Origin of the sequence: Burkholderia metallica, from assembly GCF_902832845.1 — a bacterium.
Taxonomy (GTDB): Bacteria; Pseudomonadota; Gammaproteobacteria; order Burkholderiales; family Burkholderiaceae; genus Burkholderia; species Burkholderia metallica.
The window spans coordinates 1-16,526 of record NZ_CADFDB010000003.1 but is presented as its reverse complement, the minus strand read 5'-3'; the positions used below and the strand labels follow the sequence as shown (position 1 = coordinate 16,526).

Genomic DNA, 16,526 nt, shown 5'->3' with positions numbered 1-16,526 from the left:
CGACCGACCTGATGAAATCGACCCGACCCTTTCACCCGACTCCCGTCATCACGATCGACGGCCCGACTGCTTCCGGCAAGGGAACCGTCGCCGCGCTGGTCGCCGCGCATCTCGGCTTCCACTTGCTCGACAGCGGCGCGCTATACCGGCTCGCCGCGCTCGCGAGCGTGCGCTACGGCGTCGCGGCCGAGGACATCGACGCGCTGGTGAAGCTGATCGACGATCTGCACATCACGTTCCGTGAAGGCTGCGCGCAGCTCGACGGCGTCGACGTGTCGAACGACATCCGTGCCGAAGCGGTCGGCAACCGCGCGTCGGCGATCGCTGTGCACGGGCCCGTGCGCACCGCGCTCGTCGCGCGCCAGCGCGCGTTCCGCAAGACGCCGGGCCTCGTGGCCGACGGGCGCGACATGGGCACCGTGATCTTCCCGGACGCAGTGCTGAAGGTGTTCCTGACGGCCAGCGCCGAGGCACGCGCGGCGAGGCGGCATAAGCAATTGATGCAAAAAGGTTTTTCTGCTAATATAGATGACTTGCTCCGGGATCTTCGTGAGCGTGACGCGCGCGACAGCAATCGCGCGGCCGCGCCGCTTAAGCCTGCGGCAGATGCCAAGCTGCTCGATACGTCGGCACTTTCGGTCGATGAAGCAGTCGACCAGGTGCTGCAGTGGTACCGGGCGCTCGGCCAGCCCGCCTGAGAAGGCGGGTCGCGGTAGGTGCTCCGCGCGGAAGTGCGAAGCGTGTTTCGAACCCTTAACCCCGTGTGGTCTTCGATCTGGCCCTTTCAGCCTGCCATTCCGGCCGGCGTGGCACAGCGAGCCATGCACAATCAGATTTTTATGTCCGACCTGCAAACCTCCAACCCGAATACTGAATCTTTCGCGGCTCTGTTCGAAGAGTCGCTGACCCGCCAAGACATGCGCGCCGGCGAAGTGATTTCCGCCGAAGTCGTGCGCGTCGACCACAACTTCGTGGTCGTCAATGCAGGCCTGAAGTCCGAGGCTTACATTCCGATCGAGGAATTCCTGAACGATCAGGGCGAGGTTGAGGTGCAGTCGGGCGATTTCGTGTCCGTCGCGATCGACGCACTCGAAAACGGCTACGGCGACACGATCCTGTCGCGCGACAAGGCGAAGCGCCTTGCATCGTGGCTGTCGCTGGAAAAGGCTCTCGACAACAACGAACTCGTCACCGGCACGATCACCGGCAAGGTGAAGGGCGGCATGACCGTGATGGTCAACGGCATCCGCGCGTTCCTGCCGGGTTCGCTGGTCGACACGCGTCCGGTCAAGGACACGACCCCGTACGAAGGCAAGACGCTCGAGTTCCGCGTGATCAAGCTTGATCGCAAGCGTAACAACGTCGTGCTGTCGCGTCGTGCCGTGATCGAGGCAACCCAGGGCGAAGAGCGCGCGAAGCTGCTCGAGACGCTGAAGGAAGGCGCGATCGTCAACGGCGTGGTCAAGAACATCACCGACTACGGCGCGTTCGTCGACCTCGGCGGCATCGACGGCCTGCTGCACATCACCGACATCGCATGGCGTCGTGTGCGTCACCCGAGCGAAGTCCTGTCGGTTGGCCAGGAAGTCACCGCGAAGATCCTCAAGTTCGACCAAGAGAAGAACCGCGTGTCGCTGGGCATCAAGCAACTGGGCGACGATCCGTGGGAAGGCATCTCGCGCCGTTACCCGTCGGGCACGCGTCTGTTCGGCAAGGTCACGAACATCACCGACTACGGCGCATTCGTCGAAGTGGAATCGGGCATCGAAGGCCTCGTCCACGTGTCGGAAATGGACTGGACCAACAAGAACGTCGCACCGTCGAAGGTTGTCCAGCTGGGCGACGAAGTCGAAGTCATGGTCCTCGAGATCGACGAAGACCGTCGTCGTATCAGCCTCGGCATGAAGCAGTGCAAGCCGAATCCGTGGGACGACTTCAGCCGCAACTTCAAGAAGGGCGACAAGATCACGGGCGCAATCAAGTCGATCACCGACTTCGGCGTGTTCATCGGTCTGCCGGGCGGCATCGACGGCCTGGTCCACCTGTCGGACCTGTCGTGGAGCGAAGCGGGCGAAGAAGCGGTTCGCAAGTACAAGAAGGGCGACGAAGTCGAAGCCATCGTCCTCGGTATCGACGTCGAGAAGGAACGCATTTCGCTCGGCATCAAGCAGCTCGAAGGCGACCCGTTCAGCAACTACGTTGCCATGAACGACAAGGGCTCGATCGTTGACGGCGTCGTGAAGACGGTCGATGCGAAGGGTGCGGTCGTGACGCTGACGGGCGACATCGAAGGCTACCTGCGCGCATCGGAAATCTCGCAGGATCGCGTCGAAGACGCACGCAACGTGCTGAAGGAAGGCGACAAGGTCAACGCGATGGTGATCAACATCGATCGCAAGTCGCGCGGCATCAACCTGTCGATCAAGGCGAAGGATTCGGCTGAACAACAGGAAGCGATTCGCGGCCTGCAGTCGGACTCGAGCGCTGCGGCGACCGGTACGACCAACCTCGGCGCGCTGCTGAAGGCGAAGCTCGACGGCCAGAACCAGTAAGCCTCACGAGGTCTGCTGAAGTATGACCAAATCCGAGTTGGTCGCGCAGCTGGCATCGCGATTTCCGCAACTTGTCCTCAAGGATGCGGATTTCGCGGTGAAAACGATGCTCGATGCGATGTCCGACGCCCTGGCGAAAGGGCATCGCATTGAAATTCGGGGTTTCGGCAGCTTTGGCCTCAACCGTCGCCCGGCGCGCGTCGGACGCAACCCGAAGTCGGGGGAGAAAGTGCAGGTGCCCGAGAAGTTCGTGCCGCACTTCAAGCCCGGCAAGGAGTTGCGCGAACGCGTCGACGGCCGCGCCGGTGAACCGCTGAAGGCTGACGATCCGGACGACGAGCGTTGAGCGTCATCCGGTTTGCCCGGAACCCATCCGGCGAAAGCTGAAAAGAAAAGCGCCCCTTGCGGGCGCTTTTTTCATTTCCGGCGATCGCGGCGCCACGGCGGCGCACATCGTGCGCAGCCGTGGAAACGCATCCTTTACAATACGGGTCGATTCGGTGCGACGAAGGGGAGTCGCGCGCCGCGGCAAACCTCAACAAAGAGAGGGCTTCATGAAGTTTATCGTCTGGCTGATCCGGGTATTGGTGTTCGTCCTGCTGCTGGTGCTTGCGCTGGCCAATACGCAAACCGCGACGCTGAATTTCGTTGCCGGCTATTCATGGCAAGCGCCGCTGATCCTGATCGGCCTGGCGTTCTTCGCCGTCGGGTTGCTGGCCGGCCTGCTGTCCGCGCTGCCTTCGATCTTCCGTCTGCGCCTCGAGAACGGGCGCCTGAAGCGCGATCTGCGCGCGGCGCGCGAAACGCCGGCCGTCATCGACCAGCCGCCGATGCCGCCCGTCATTTAACACGGACGCCGCGCGATCATCGCGCGGTTTTCGTCTCTGCTTCGATATTTCGCATGGATCTGGATTTCTGGTGGTTGCTCGCGATTCCGGTCGCGTTCGCGCTCGGTTGGGCGGCGTCACGTTATGACCTGAAGAATCTCCTGTCGGAGAGCGCCAACCTGCCGCGCTCGTATTTTCGCGGCCTGAATTTTCTGTTGAACGAACAACCCGACAAGGCGATCGACGCGTTCATCGAGGTCGCCAAGCTCGATCCCGAGACGGTCGAGCTGCATTTCGCGCTCGGAAACCTGTTTCGCCGCCGCGGCGAAACCGACCGCGCGATCCGCGTGCACCAGAACCTGCTGAGCCGCACGGACCTGCCGGTCAACGAGCGCGATCACGCGCTCTACGAGCTTGGCCAGGATTTCCTGAAGGCCGGCCTGCTCGATCGTGCCGAAGAGGCGTTTCACAAGCTCGCCGACGGCGATTACGCGCTCGGCGCGCAGCGGGCGCTGCTGACGATCTACGAGATCGAGAAGGACTGGAACAAGTCGATCGATACGGCCAAGCGCATCGAGTCGATGAGCGACAAGCCGCTCGGTGTCGAAATTGCGCAGTTCCACTGCGAACTCGCGCAGGACGCGCTGCAGCGCAAGGACGCGGCGGCGGCAGCCGAACAGTTGCGCCTCGCGCTCACCGTGAACCCGCAGAACGTACGCGCGACGGTCCTGTCCGGCGACGCCGCGCAAGCGGCGGGCGACCACGCGGCCGCGATCGAGCACTGGAAGCGCGTCGAAGCGCAAAATCCGGCGTATCTGCCGCTCGTCGCCGACAAGCTGATGAAGGCGTACGTCGCGCTCGGCAAGAACGCCGAAGGCGCCGATCTGCTGATGGGCTATATCGACCGCTATCCGTCGAACGACCTGCTCGATATCGCGTACCAGCACATCGCCGGGTTGCGGGGCCAGGAAGCCGCACATACGCTCGCGCGCACGCAGATGGAGAAGTCGCCGAACCTGTCGGGGATGCTACATCTGCTCGACGCGCAGATCGCGGCGGCCGACGAGCCTCGCCGTAAGGAACTTGAAATGATGCGTGCGCTGATCAAGCAGCGCACGAAGAATCTGCCACGGTATACGTGCCAGAATTGCGGTTTCCGGGCACGGCTCTTCTACTGGCAGTGCCCAGGGTGCAGCGGCTGGGAAACCTATGCGCCGCGCCGCGTCGAACCTGCGATGCCGGGCTGATCCCGGCCGCGGAGCCGACGCGCTGCGGTTGCCGCCGGGCTCGCCCCGGCGGCCAAGTTAGTCAATTACCGGGAAGTACCGGAACATCTATGAAAATCACCATCATCGGCACCGGCTATGTCGGTCTCGTCACGGGCGCCTGCCTCGCGGAGATCGGTCACGACGTCTTCTGTCTCGACGTCGATCCGCGCAAGATCGACATCCTGAACAACGGCGGGATGCCGATTCACGAACCTGGGCTGCTGGACATCATCGCGCGCAACCGCGCGGCCGGACGCCTGCGTTTCTCGACCGACATCGAGGCGAGTGTCGCGCACGGCGAGATCCAGTTCATCGCCGTCGGCACGCCGCCCGACGAGGATGGTTCGGCCGACCTGCAGTACGTGCTCGAAGCCGCGCGCAACATCGGCCGCCACATGACGGGCTTCAAGGTGATCGTCGACAAGTCGACGGTGCCGGTCGGCACCGCGCAGCGCGTGCGCGGCGTGGTCGACGAGGCGCTTGCCGCCCGCGGTCTGGCAGGCAGCGTCGCGCATCGCTTCTCGGTTGTGTCGAACCCGGAGTTCCTGAAGGAGGGCGCCGCGGTCGAAGATTTCATGCGCCCTGACCGGATCATCATCGGCGTCGACGACGACGAGACGGGCACGATCGCGCGCGAGAAAATGAAGAAGCTGTACGCGCCGTTCAACCGCAACCATGAGCGCACGATATACATGGACGTGCGCTCGGCCGAATTCGCGAAATACGCGGCGAACGCGATGCTTGCAACGCGCATCTCGTTCATGAACGAGATGTCGAATCTCGCCGACAAGGTCGGCGCGGACATCGAGGCCGTGCGCCGCGGGATCGGCTCCGATCCGCGCATCGGCTATCACTTCCTGTACGCCGGCGTCGGCTACGGCGGCTCGTGCTTCCCGAAGGACGTTCAGGCGCTGATTCGTACCGCCGGCGAGAACGGCCAGCCGTTGCGCATCCTGGAAGCGGTGGAGGCGGCCAACCATGCGCAGAAGGACGTGCTGATCGGCAAGATCGAGCAACGCTTCGGCACCGACCTGACCGGCCGCGAATTCGCGGTCTGGGGCCTGGCGTTCAAGCCGAACACCGACGACATGCGCGAGGCGCCGAGCCGCCGCCTGATCGCCGCGCTGCTCGAACGCGGCGCGACCGTCCGTGCGTACGATCCGGTCGCGGTCGACGAGGCACGGCGCGTGTTTGCGCTCGATTTCGGCGCCGATTCGGACGCGCTGGCTCGGCTGCATCTCGTCGACACGCAGGACGCCGCCGTCACGGGCGCGGATGCGCTCGTGATCGTGACCGAGTGGAAGGAATTCAGGAGCCCGGACTTCACGCGCCTGAAGGCCGAACTGAAGGCGCCGGTAATCTTCGACGGGCGCAACCTGTACGAACCGGACGCGATGGCCGAGCTGGGCATCGACTACTACGCGATCGGCCGGCCGTATGTCGATCCCCAGTCGTTCTCACGTGGTTGACCGTACGATGAATACTCTTCGCGAAGTCGTTCCGGTGCCGCGCGAGCAGCTCGCGCGCTCGCGTGTGCTCGTCGTCGGCGACGTGATGCTCGACCGTTACTGGTTCGGCAACGTCGATCGCATTTCGCCCGAAGCGCCCGTGCCGGTCGTGCACGTGCAGCGCCAGGAAGAGCGGCTCGGCGGCGCGGCTAACGTCGCGCGCAACGCCGTGACGCTCGGTGGCCAGGCCGGGTTGCTGTGCGTCGTCGGTTGCGACGAACCCGGCGAGCGGATCGTCGAATTGCTCGGCAGCAGCGGCGTGACGCCGCATCTCGAGCGCGACCCGGCGCTGCCGACCACGATCAAGCTGCGCGTGCTCGCGCGCCAGCAGCAACTGCTGCGCGTCGACTTCGAGGCGATGCCGACGCACGAGGTGCTGCTCGCGGGGCTCGCGCGCTTCGATGCACTGCTGCCGCAGCACGACGTCGTGCTGATGTCGGATTACGCGAAAGGCGGCCTGACGCACGTCACGACGATGATCGAGAAGGCGCGGGCGGCCGGCAAGGCCGTTCTGGTCGACCCGAAGGGCGACGACTGGGCACGCTATCGCGGCGCGTCGCTGATCACGCCGAATCGCGCGGAATTGCGCGAAGTGGTCGGGCAGTGGAAATCGGAAGACGACCTGCGCGCGCGCGTCGCGAAGCTGCGAGCGGAGCTCGACATCGACGCGCTGTTGCTCACGCGCTCGGAAGAAGGGATGACGCTTTTTTCCGCCGCCGGCGAACTGCACGCACCGGCGCTCGCGCGCGAGGTGTTCGACGTTTCGGGCGCGGGCGATACCGTGATCGCGACGGTTGCGACGATGCTCGGCGCAGGCGTGCCGCTCGTCGACGCGGTCGTGCTCGCGAATCGCGCGGCAGGCATCGTGGTCGGCAAGCTCGGCACGGCCACCGTGGACTACGACGAACTGTTTCACTGAGCGCAGGCGGCGGCGCGACGAGCGCGCCGCACGCATGGCTCGCACTTTTCAGGCAGGACGATCATGACCCTCATCGTCACCGGCGCAGCCGGTTTTATCGGCGCGAACATCGTCAAGGCGCTCAACGAGCGCGGCGAGACGCGCATCATCGCGGTCGACAATCTGACGCGCGCGGACAAGTTCAAGAATCTCGTCGACTGCGAGATCGACGACTATCTGGACAAGACGGAATTCGTCGAACGTTTCGCCCGCGGCGAGTTCGGCAAGGTACGCGCGATCTTCCACGAAGGCGCCTGTTCGGACACGATGGAAACCGACGGCCGCTACATGATGGACAACAACTTCCGCTACAGCCGTGCGGTGCTCGACGCGTGTCTCGCGCAGGGCACGCAGTTCCTGTACGCATCGTCGGCCGCGACCTACGGCGGTTCGACGCGTTTCGTCGAGGAGCGCGACGCCGAGGCGCCGCTGAACGTCTACGGCTATTCGAAGTTCCTGTTCGACCAGGTGATCCGGCGCGTGCTGCCGAGCGCGAAGAGCCAGATCGCCGGCTTCCGCTATTTCAACGTGTACGGCCCGCGCGAGACGCACAAGGGGCGTATGGCGTCGGTCGCGTTTCACAACTTCAACCAGTTCCGCGCGGAAGGCAAGGTGAAGCTGTTCGGCGAGTACAACGGCTATGCGCCGGGCGAGCAGACGCGCGACTTCGTGTCGGTCGAGGACGTGACGAAGGTGAACCTGTACTTCTTCGATCATCCGGAGCAGTCGGGCATCTTCAACCTGGGCACCGGCCGTGCGCAGCCGTTCAACGACATCGCATCGACGGTCGTGAATACGCTGCGCGCGCTCGACAACCTGCCGCCGCTCACGCTCGCGCAGCAAGTCGAGCAGGGGCTGATCGAATACGTGCCGTTCCCCGATGCGCTGCGCGGCAAGTACCAGTGCTTCACGCAGGCCGACCAGACGAAGCTGCGCGCGGCCGGTTACGACGCGCCGTTCCTGACCGTGCAGGAAGGTGTCGACCGCTACGTTCGTTGGCTATCCGGCCAGGTTTAAACCGAAGCGTTGCATCGATAGACTGGGTCTCACGGTCGGCAGCCGCCGGCCGTTTTTCTTCGGAGATCCAGCACATGATCAGGAAATGGTTGGCCGCAGCGGCAATGCTCGGCACGATCGCGTCGGCCTGGGCGGCCGTCGACGTCAACACCGCGAACGAGGATGCGCTCGTCGGCATCAAGGGCATCGGCCCGGCACGCGCGAAGGCGATTCTCGACGAGCGCGGCGCACACGGTCCGTTCAGGAATGCGGAAGATCTCGCGGCACGCGTGAAAGGCATGGGCGGCCATACCGTCGAGCGGCTTCAGCAGGAGGGTCTGACGGTCGGGGCGGCCGGCGCCGGTGGCGCGCAGCCGGCCGCGGCGAAGCCGGCTGCCGGCAAGCCCGCGGCCGCACCGGCCCGCACTGCGCAGAAGTAACGCGGCGCGCGCGGCCGACAACGAGCTCCTTCAGCCGCCGTCGCTACGACGGCTTCCCGCGGCATGCCGCGGGTTTTTTGCGTGGGCACCGCGTATGCGGCGCCACGCGTTGCACGCCAGCCGTATTCCATCGTCGCAATGGGGTTGCCGGCGCGGCGGGCGGCGCTGGTTTACAATCGACCGATTGATCGGCGCCTCGCACTCACGGTATATCCATGGCTTACAAAACTATCGAAGACACGATCGGCAATACGCCGCTGGTCCAACTGGTCCGCTTGCCGGACGACGAGATCCGCGCGCGCAACAACGTGTTGCTCGCGAAGCTCGAAGGCAACAATCCGGCCGGTTCGGTGAAGGATCGTCCTGCGCTGTCGATGATCAGCAAGGCCGAGGCGCGCGGGCGCATCAAGCCGGGCGATACGCTGATCGAGGCGACGAGCGGCAACACGGGTATCGCGCTCGCGATGGCGGCGGCGATCCGCGGCTACAAGATGGTGCTGATCATGCCGGAGGACCTGTCGGTCGAGCGTCGCCAGAGCATGGCCGCGTACGGCGCCGAAATCATCCTGACGCCGGTGAAGGGCGGGATGGAACTGGCACGCGATCTCGCGGAGCAGATGCAGCGCGAAGGCAAGGGCGTGATCCTCGACCAGTTTGGCAATCCCGACAATCCGATCGCGCACTACGAAGCGACGGGCCCGGAAATCTGGCGCGATACCGAAGGGCGCGTCACGCACTTCGTGTCGGCAATGGGCACGACGGGCACGATCATGGGCGTATCGCGGTATCTGAAGGAACAGAATGCCGCGATCGAGATCGTCGGTGCGCAGCCGGAAGACGGTTCGCGTATTCCGGGCATCCGCAAGTGGCCGGAAGCCTACCTGCCGACGATCTTCGATCGCAGCCGTGTCGACCGCGTCGAGAGCGTGAGTCAGGCCGCGTCGGAAACGATGGCGCGCCGGCTCGCGGCCGTCGAAGGCATCTTCGCGGGCATTTCGTCGGGCGGCGCGTGCGAAGTCGCGATGCGCATCGCGCGTCAGGTCGAGAATGCGACGATCGTGTTCATCGTCTGCGATCGCGGCGACCGCTACCTGTCGACGGGCGTGTTCCCTGCGTGAACGTGAGCAGGCGCGCGCCGTGCGCGTGCGATAAGAAAAGCGCCGCATGTGCGGCGCTTTTTGTTTGGGCGGGCGACGCTTACTGCGACTGCGTGTCGGTGGCGCTCGGCTGAAGTGCGCCGCTCGCTTCCATCTGCGCCTTCACGGCCTCGCCGAGCTGGTACACGGTGAGCGCGTAGAAGAAGCTGCGGTTGTAGCGCGTCAGCACATAGAAATTCTTCAGGCCGATCATGTATTCGGTCGCGCGCCCCGGCGACGGCAGATCGATCACGGTCACAGGCGTACCGGCTTCGGCCGTGATGTTGACCGTCGGCTCGTTCAGCGTCATGCCCGCGCGCAGCAGTTGCGACAGCGCCCAGTGCGGTTCGGGCTGGCCGTCGGCGGCGGCCTGTGCGATCCCGAGGCTGCCCGTATCGGGCGTGATCTGCCAGACCACCGGACGGTCGGTTTCCCAGCCGTGCTGCTTCAGGTAGTTCGCAACGCTCCCGATCGCATCGACAGGGCTGCTGCGCAGGTCGACGTGGCCCGTGCCGTCGAAGTCGACCGCATACTCGCGGATGCTGCTCGGCAGGAACTGCGGGATGCCGATCGCGCCCGTATACGAGCCGAGCACGGTGGTCGGGTCGAGCTGGTTGTCGCGGGTCCAGACCAGGAAATCCTCGAGGTTCTTGCGGAACGTCGCCTGGCGGCTGTCGCGATTCGGCGTGTCCGGATAGTCGAACGACAGCGTCGTCAGCGCATCGAGCACACGGAAATTGCCCATGTAGCGGCCGTAGATCGTCTCCACGCCGATGATGCCGACGATCACCTCGGGCGGTACGCCGAACTGCTCGGAGGCACGCTGCAGCGTTGCCTGGTTCGCCTTCCAGAATTTCACGCCCGCGTTGATGCGGATCGGTTCGATGAAGCGCGAGCGATAGACTCGCCAGTTCTTGACCGTCGGCGACGCGGCCGGCTTCACGAGCTTGACGGCCGTCGCCGAGTAGCTGACGCGCGAGAACAGCGCATGCAGGCTCGCGGCGTCGAAGCCGTTGCGGTTCACCATCTCGTCGATGAACGCGTCGACCTTCGCGTTGCTCGCGTAACGCTGCGGAACGATTTCCTCTTCGAAGGTCTGGCCTTGCGGCGTGGGCTGCTGCGGCTGGCCCTGTGCGACGAGCGTGCCCGCGGGCTTCGCGGAGGGCGTCTGCGCGCCGGCGGGCGCGGCGCTCAGCGCCGCGATCACGGCGGCCGCAACGAGCGGGACACGAACACGGAACAGCACGGAGAGAAGAGCGGCAGGCTTGCTGGAATTCATGTCGAAGCGGGCGGACAAGGCGATTGGGTTCGGCGCAGTATACCCGACGCATCCGGCGTGCCGGGGTGGGGTGGGCCCCCGTTGTGGTAAGTTAGCGGCGAATTCGCGGCAGACGATGGACATCATTGATGGAGACCTGCGGCGCTCCGTGCGCCGCAGATGACAGCTTATGGCAACCGCTTTCTACACGCACCCCGACTGCATGCTGCACGAGATGGGGGAATGGCATCCGGAATGCCCGGCCCGCCTGTCGGCGATCCAGGATCAACTGATCGCGAGCCGCATCGACGACCTGATCGTTCACGAAACCGCGCCGTTCGCGAGCGAAGTGGCGCTGGGCCGCGTGCATACGCAGGCGCACATCGACTACATCCGGAGCATGACGCCGGTCGACGGCTACGTCGAAATCGATCCCGACACGCTGATGAACCGCGATACGTGGCGCGCGGCGCTGCGCGCGGCCGGCGCCGCGATCGCGGCGACCGACGCGGTGATCGAAGGTCGCTATGCGAATGCGTTCTGCGGCGTGCGGCCGCCCGGCCACCATGCGGAGCCCGCGCGCGCGATGGGTTTCTGCTTCTTCAACAACGTCGCGATCGCCGCGCGGCACGCGCTCGACGTACATGGTCTCGAGCGCGTGGCGATCATCGATTTCGACGTCCATCACGGCAACGGCACCGAGGCCGCATTCGCGAACGACGCGCGCGTGCTGATGTGCAGCTTCTTCCAGCATCCGCTGTACCCGTTCTCCGGCGTCGATCACCAGGCGCCGAACATGGTCAACCTGCCGATACCCGCGCGCAGCAACGGGATGGCGATCCGCGAGGCCGTCGACATGTTCTGGCTGCCGCGTCTCGATGCGTTCAAGCCGCAGATGCTGTTCGTGTCGGCCGGTTTCGATGCGCATCGCGAGGACGACATCGGCAACCTCGGCCTCGTCGAAGCCGACTTCGAATGGCTGACCGCGCAGATCGTCGACGTGGCGCGCCGGCATGCGCAGGGCCGCATCGTGAGCTGCCTCGAAGGCGGCTACAACCTGTCCGCGCTCGGGCGCAGCGTCGTTGCGCATCTGCGCGTGCTGGCCGGCATCTGACGATCGGTTGGCCGCGCCGAGCGGCCGTGCCGGATGAGCTCAGCGCACCGGTGCGCGCGCGTGAATCCATGCGATCAGCGCGTCGATCACGCGGTCGCGTTCGAGATCGTTCATCGTTTCGTGAAAACCGCCTTCGTACAGCGTCAGCGTACGATCGGGCGAACCGACGCGCGCGCCGAACGCCCGGCTGCCGTCCGGTTCGGTCAGCTTGTCCTCGGTGCCGTGATAGACGAGCACCGGAACGCGCAACCCGCCGCGGCCGCTTTCGATGCGCGTCATCGCGTCGAGAATCTCCGCACCGGTGCGCGCAGGCACCGCGGCGTGATGCACGAGCGGATCGGCGCGGTTGGCCGCGACGACGGCAGGATCGCGCGACAGCAGCGCGGCATCGATCCTGATTGCGGGGAAGGTCGGCCATACGCGGCTGATGACGCGGCTCACCGCGAGCATCCAGCGCGGCACGTCACGCCCGGGCGCCAGCGCCGGGCTCGACAGCACGAGGCCCGTCAGCGCGTGGCCGCGTGCCGGCGCGCGTTCGATCGCGTACAGCGCCGCGACCGCGCCCCCCATGCTGTGCCCCATCAGGAACAGCGGCGCATCGCCGCGTGCGGCTTCGGCGACCAGCGCATCCGCATCGTCCAGGTAGCCGTCGAAGCGCTCGACCCACGCCCGCTTGCCGGGTGACTGGCCGTGCCCCCGCAGATCGATCGCGAGCACGTCGATGCCGGCCGCATTCAGCCGTGCTGCGAGCGCGGCATAGCGGCCCGCATGTTCGGCGAGGCCGTGCACGAGCGCGATCGTCGCGCGCGGCGGCACGGTGCCGTCGCCGGCCGGCCAGCGGTACGACGCCAGTTCGAGCCCGTCCGCGGTACGCAGCCGGCCCATTTTCGGCGCGGGTGGCGACGTAGGCGCGGCGCCGGCGGTGGCGCTGGCGGTCGCGGCGGCCGGCGTGGTGGTAGCGGTCATTGGGCGTGTCCCCTGTTCGTTGGCGTGTGTTCCGGATCATAGTCGCGGCCTTCCTGCGGCGGGCCAGCGGCGTCCCTCTAATTTCGTGTGGTTATGAAAAGATCGAAATCGATTATTAAGGGGAATGAGGGGTTTGCGGTAAAATCGCCGGCTATTCCAGATGCATCGGCGGCCGACTGGCGGGCCAACTCGCCGGCCGGCCGCCGTTTTGTTTACATGATCGAATTACGCAATCTTTCGCAGCGATTTCCCGGGTCGGGTGGCTGGGTCGACGCGCTGCGCAACATCAACCTGACGATCCCGCAGGGCGAGGTGTTCGGCATCATCGGTCGAAGCGGCGCCGGCAAGAGCACGCTCGTGCGCACCATCAACCTGCTCACGCGGCCGACCGAAGGCAATGTCGTCGTCGGCGGGCGCGATCTCACGCTGCTGCCGGCTGGCGCGCTGCGCGAGGCGCGCCGCGAGATCGGCATGATCTTCCAGCACTTCAACCTGCTGTCGTCGCGCACGGTGTTCGACAACGTCGCGCTGCCGCTCGAGCTGGCCGGCGCGAGCCGTGCCGACATCGAGGCCGCGGTGCTGCCGCTGCTCGACCTCGTCGGGCTGTCCGCGCAGAAGGATCGCTATCCGTCGCAGATCAGCGGCGGGCAGAAGCAGCGCGTGGGCATCGCACGCGCGCTCGCGAGCCAGCCGAAGGTACTGCTGTCGGACGAAGCGACGTCCGCGCTCGATCCCGAGACCACGCGTTCGATCCTCGACCTGCTGAAGCGCATCAACCGCGAACTCGGCCTGACGATCGTGCTGATCACGCACCAGATGGAAGTGATCAAGCAGGTGTGCGATCGCGTCGCGGTGCTCGATGCCGGGCGCGTGGTCGAGGAAGGCCGCGTGATCGACGTGTTCCTGCAGCCGCATCACGAAGTGACGCGTGCGCTGATCGGCGACGTGATCGCGCAGGAGCTGCCGCCCGCGCTGAAGGCGCGCGTGGCCGAGCGGCTGAAGACGGGCAGCGGGCATCTGCTGCGCCTGGCGTTTACGGGCTCGGGCGTCGACCAACCGATCCTGTCGGAGACGATCCGCCGGTATGAACTCGATTTCAACATCCTGCATGGCCAGATCGACGAGATCCAGGGCCAGGCATTCGGTTCGCTCGCGGTGCTCGCGGGCGGCGAGCCGGGCAAGGTCGGGCAGGCGCTCGCGTTCCTGCGCGAGCAAGGTGTGGTGGTAGAGGAGCTTTCGTATGTTGAGTGAGATGTTCGATATGTTCGTGCAGTCGTTCTGGGAGACGCTGATCATGGTCGGCATCTCCGGGGCGGTCGGCGCGCTCGTCGGCCTGCCGCTCGGCGTGCTGCTCTACCTGACCGATCGCCAGGGCGTGCTGGAGAATCTCGCGGTGAACCGCGTGCTCGGCGGCATCGTGAACGCCGTCCGTTCGACGCCGTTCATCATCCTGCTGGTCGCGGTGATCCCGTTCACGCGTCTCGTCACCGGTTCGTCGATCGGCACGGCCGCGGCGGTCGTGCCGCTGACGCTCGCGGCCGCGCCGTTCATCGCGCGTCTCGTCGAGACGGCGCTGCGCGAAGTCGACCGCGGGCTGATCGAGGCCGCGCAATCGATGGGCGCGACCACGTCGCAGATCGTCTTCAAGGTACTGTTGCCCGAATCGCTGCCGGGCGTCGTCGCGGGCCTGACGATCACGTTCGTGTCGCTGGTCGGCTATTCGGCCATGGCGGGTGCGATCGGCGGCGGCGGCCTCGGCGATCTCGGGATCCGCTACGGTTACCAGCGCTATCTGCCGGAAGTGATGTGGACGGTCGTCGCGATCCTGATCGTGTTCGTGCAGATCGTCCAGTCGTTCGGCGACTGGCTCGTGCGCCGGCTGAGCCACAAGTAAAACAAAACCGATCGATCCGTCAGGGGACATACGATGCAACGACGTTTCATGCTCAAATTCGCGGCGGCACTGGGCGCGGCCGCGCTGTTCGCGGGCGCGCACGCGCAGGCCGAAACCATCAAGGTGGGGGTGACGGGCGGGCCGCACGCGCAGATCATGGAAGCGGTGAAGAAGGTCGCGGCGAAGAGCGGCCTCGACATCCGCATCGTCGAATTCTCCGACTACGTGCAGCCGAACGCCGCGCTCGCGTCGGGCGACCTCGACGCGAACAGCTACCAGCACGATCCGTATCTGCAGGCGCAGGTGAAGGATCGCGGCTACAAGCTGATCAAGGTCGCGGATACCGTCACGTTCCCGATGGGCATCTATTCGAAGCGCGTGAAATCGCTGGCCGAACTGAAGCCGGGCGCGCGCATCGCGGTCCCGAACGATCCGACCAACGGCGGCCGTGCGCTGCTGTTGCTGCAAAAACAGGGCCTGTTGAAGCTGCGCGCGGACGCAGGGCTGAAGGCCACGCCGCTCGATATCGTCGACAATCCGCGCAAGCTGAAGATCGTCGAACTCGATGCGGCGCAGATTCCGCGCTCGCTCGGCGACGTCGACGCAGCCGCGATCAATACCAACTACGCGATGGAAGCGGGGTTGAAGCCGAAACAGGACGCGATCGCGATCGAGGGCGCGAATGGCCCGTACGCGAACATCCTCGCGATCCGCGACGCCGACCGGAACAAGCCGTGGGTCGCGAAACTGGTCGCGGCCTATCACTCGGCCGACGTGAAACAGTTCATCGAAGGCAAGTTCGGCGGCGCGGTCATTGCCGCCTGGTAACGGACGCAGCACGGGGCGCCCGGCGGGATTAGAGTCGATGATCGAAAACCCGGGCTTTGCGTCCGGGTTTTTTCTCTTTTAAAATAGAACGACCGTTCGCTATCATTGGCGCGTCGCCAAGAAGCGGTATCCTCGACAACCACGATGGTTGGGTCCGCTTGGCCGCGCAGTCACGAGGCCTCGCTATAGAATGGCCTCTGGTCGTATTCGTAACTTTGGAGCGTGTGCATGAAAATCCTGGTGCCAGTGAAAAGAGTGGTCGATTACAACGTGAAGGTCCGCGTGAAGTCGGACAACACGGGCGTCGACATCGCGAACGTGAAGATGTCGATGAACCCGTTCGACGAGATCGCGGTGGAAGAAGCCGTGCGCCTGAAGGAAGCGGGTGTGGCGACAGAGGTGATCGCCGTGTCGGTGGGTGTGGCACAAGCGCAGGAAACGCTGCGTACGGCACTGGCGATCGGCGCGGATCGCGCGATCCTCGTCGAGTCGACCGACAGCGTCGAGCCGCTGGCCGTCGCGAAGATCCTGAAGGCGCTGGTCGACAAGGAACAGCCGCAACTGGTGATCCTCGGCAAGCAGGCGATCGACGACGATTCGAACCAGACCGGCCAGATGCTGGCCGCGCTCGCAGGCCTGCCGCAAGCGACGTTCGCGTCGAAGGTGACGGTGGCCGACGGCAAGGCGACGGTTGCACGCGAAGTCGACGGCGGCGCGGAAACGCTGTCGCTGACGCTGCCGGCCGTGGTCACGACCGACCTGCGCCTGAACGAGCCGCGCT

General features: G+C 65.4%; 17 protein-coding genes. 15 read left to right on the top strand and 2 right to left on the bottom strand.

The genetic code is table 11. The features are described 5' to 3' along the window. Positions 1-11: 11 nt before the first annotated feature. From cmk to cysM, 10 genes are all read left to right on the top strand, one after another. Positions 12-698: a (d)CMP kinase gene (gene cmk / locus HWX08_RS10190; protein WP_069256087.1), complete on the top strand. Its 687-nt coding sequence runs from the start codon at positions 12-14 to the stop codon at positions 696-698. 141 nt (positions 699-839) lie between these two features. Then, complete coding sequence (gene rpsA, locus HWX08_RS10185) at positions 840-2,552, top strand: 30S ribosomal protein S1 (protein ID WP_069257957.1); 1,713 nt, start codon at positions 840-842, stop codon at positions 2,550-2,552. A 22-nt stretch (positions 2,553-2,574) separates the two neighbouring features. After that, positions 2,575-2,898 (top strand): integration host factor subunit beta, encoded by a 324-nt coding sequence (locus HWX08_RS10180; protein ID WP_006486894.1) that lies wholly within the window; start codon positions 2,575-2,577, stop codon positions 2,896-2,898. A gap of 208 nt (positions 2,899-3,106) precedes the next feature. After that, on the top strand, positions 3,107-3,400 hold the full coding sequence (locus tag HWX08_RS10175; RefSeq protein WP_021157458.1) for a lipopolysaccharide assembly protein LapA domain-containing protein: 294 nt from the start codon (positions 3,107-3,109) through the stop codon (positions 3,398-3,400). A 53-nt stretch (positions 3,401-3,453) separates the two neighbouring features. Continuing rightward, positions 3,454-4,626 (top strand): lipopolysaccharide assembly protein LapB, encoded by a 1,173-nt coding sequence (gene lapB / locus HWX08_RS10170; protein ID WP_069256088.1) that lies wholly within the window; start codon positions 3,454-3,456, stop codon positions 4,624-4,626. An 89-nt stretch (positions 4,627-4,715) separates the two neighbouring features. Continuing rightward, on the top strand, positions 4,716-6,116 hold the full coding sequence (locus HWX08_RS10165) for a UDP-glucose dehydrogenase family protein (RefSeq protein WP_069256089.1): 1,401 nt from the start codon (positions 4,716-4,718) through the stop codon (positions 6,114-6,116). A gap of 7 nt (positions 6,117-6,123) precedes the next feature. Beyond that, positions 6,124-7,074: a D-glycero-beta-D-manno-heptose-7-phosphate kinase gene (rfaE1, locus tag HWX08_RS10160; protein WP_076605875.1), complete on the top strand. Its 951-nt coding sequence runs from the start codon at positions 6,124-6,126 to the stop codon at positions 7,072-7,074. Positions 7,075-7,137: 63 nt separating this feature from the next. Beyond that, a complete protein-coding gene (rfaD, locus tag HWX08_RS10155) occupies positions 7,138-8,130 on the top strand; it encodes an ADP-glyceromanno-heptose 6-epimerase (protein ID WP_174922216.1) in 993 nt (330 codons plus the stop codon). A 74-nt stretch (positions 8,131-8,204) separates the two neighbouring features. Further along, the gene (locus HWX08_RS10150) at positions 8,205-8,549 is read left to right on the top strand and encodes a ComEA family DNA-binding protein (RefSeq protein WP_069256092.1); all 345 of its coding nucleotides are present in this window, start codon (positions 8,205-8,207) and stop codon (positions 8,547-8,549) included. Between the two features lie 215 nt (positions 8,550-8,764). Continuing rightward, positions 8,765-9,667: a cysteine synthase CysM gene (cysM, locus tag HWX08_RS10145; protein WP_069256093.1), complete on the top strand. Its 903-nt coding sequence runs from the start codon at positions 8,765-8,767 to the stop codon at positions 9,665-9,667. A 79-nt stretch (positions 9,668-9,746) separates the two neighbouring features. Here the strand turns inward: cysM and mltB are convergent, their stop codons facing one another. Continuing rightward, positions 9,747-11,090: a lytic murein transglycosylase B gene (gene mltB, locus HWX08_RS10140; RefSeq protein ID WP_174922215.1), complete on the bottom strand. Its 1,344-nt coding sequence runs from the start codon at positions 11,088-11,090 to the stop codon at positions 9,747-9,749. A 43-nt stretch (positions 11,091-11,133) separates the two neighbouring features. On the opposite strand from mltB, the gene HWX08_RS10135 reads away from it, so the two are divergent. Next, on the top strand, positions 11,134-12,057 hold the full coding sequence (locus HWX08_RS10135) for a histone deacetylase family protein (RefSeq protein WP_107310990.1): 924 nt from the start codon (positions 11,134-11,136) through the stop codon (positions 12,055-12,057). A gap of 39 nt (positions 12,058-12,096) precedes the next feature. On the opposite strand, the gene HWX08_RS10130 is transcribed toward HWX08_RS10135, so the two are convergent. Then, positions 12,097-13,023, bottom strand: coding sequence for an alpha/beta hydrolase (locus tag HWX08_RS10130; RefSeq protein WP_174922214.1), 927 nt, complete (start codon positions 13,021-13,023; stop codon positions 12,097-12,099). Positions 13,024-13,239: 216 nt separating this feature from the next. Here HWX08_RS10130 and HWX08_RS10125 point away from each other — a divergent pair, with 216 nt between their 5' ends. From HWX08_RS10125 to HWX08_RS10110, 4 genes are all read left to right on the top strand, one after another. Then, the gene (locus tag HWX08_RS10125; protein WP_069256097.1) at positions 13,240-14,274 is read left to right on the top strand and encodes a methionine ABC transporter ATP-binding protein; all 1,035 of its coding nucleotides are present in this window, start codon (positions 13,240-13,242) and stop codon (positions 14,272-14,274) included. After that, on the top strand, positions 14,264-14,917 hold the full coding sequence (locus tag HWX08_RS10120; protein ID WP_069257958.1) for a methionine ABC transporter permease: 654 nt from the start codon (positions 14,264-14,266) through the stop codon (positions 14,915-14,917). The genes HWX08_RS10125 and HWX08_RS10120 overlap by 11 nt, the downstream gene beginning before the upstream one ends. Before the next feature lie 33 nt (positions 14,918-14,950). Continuing rightward, positions 14,951-15,745, top strand: a complete 795-nt coding sequence (locus HWX08_RS10115) for a MetQ/NlpA family ABC transporter substrate-binding protein (RefSeq protein WP_174922213.1) — start codon at positions 14,951-14,953, stop codon at positions 15,743-15,745. Between the two features lie 228 nt (positions 15,746-15,973). Then, positions 15,974-16,526 (top strand): electron transfer flavoprotein subunit beta/FixA family protein (locus HWX08_RS10110; protein ID WP_175869751.1); only part of this gene is annotated, 553 nt, incomplete at its 3' end.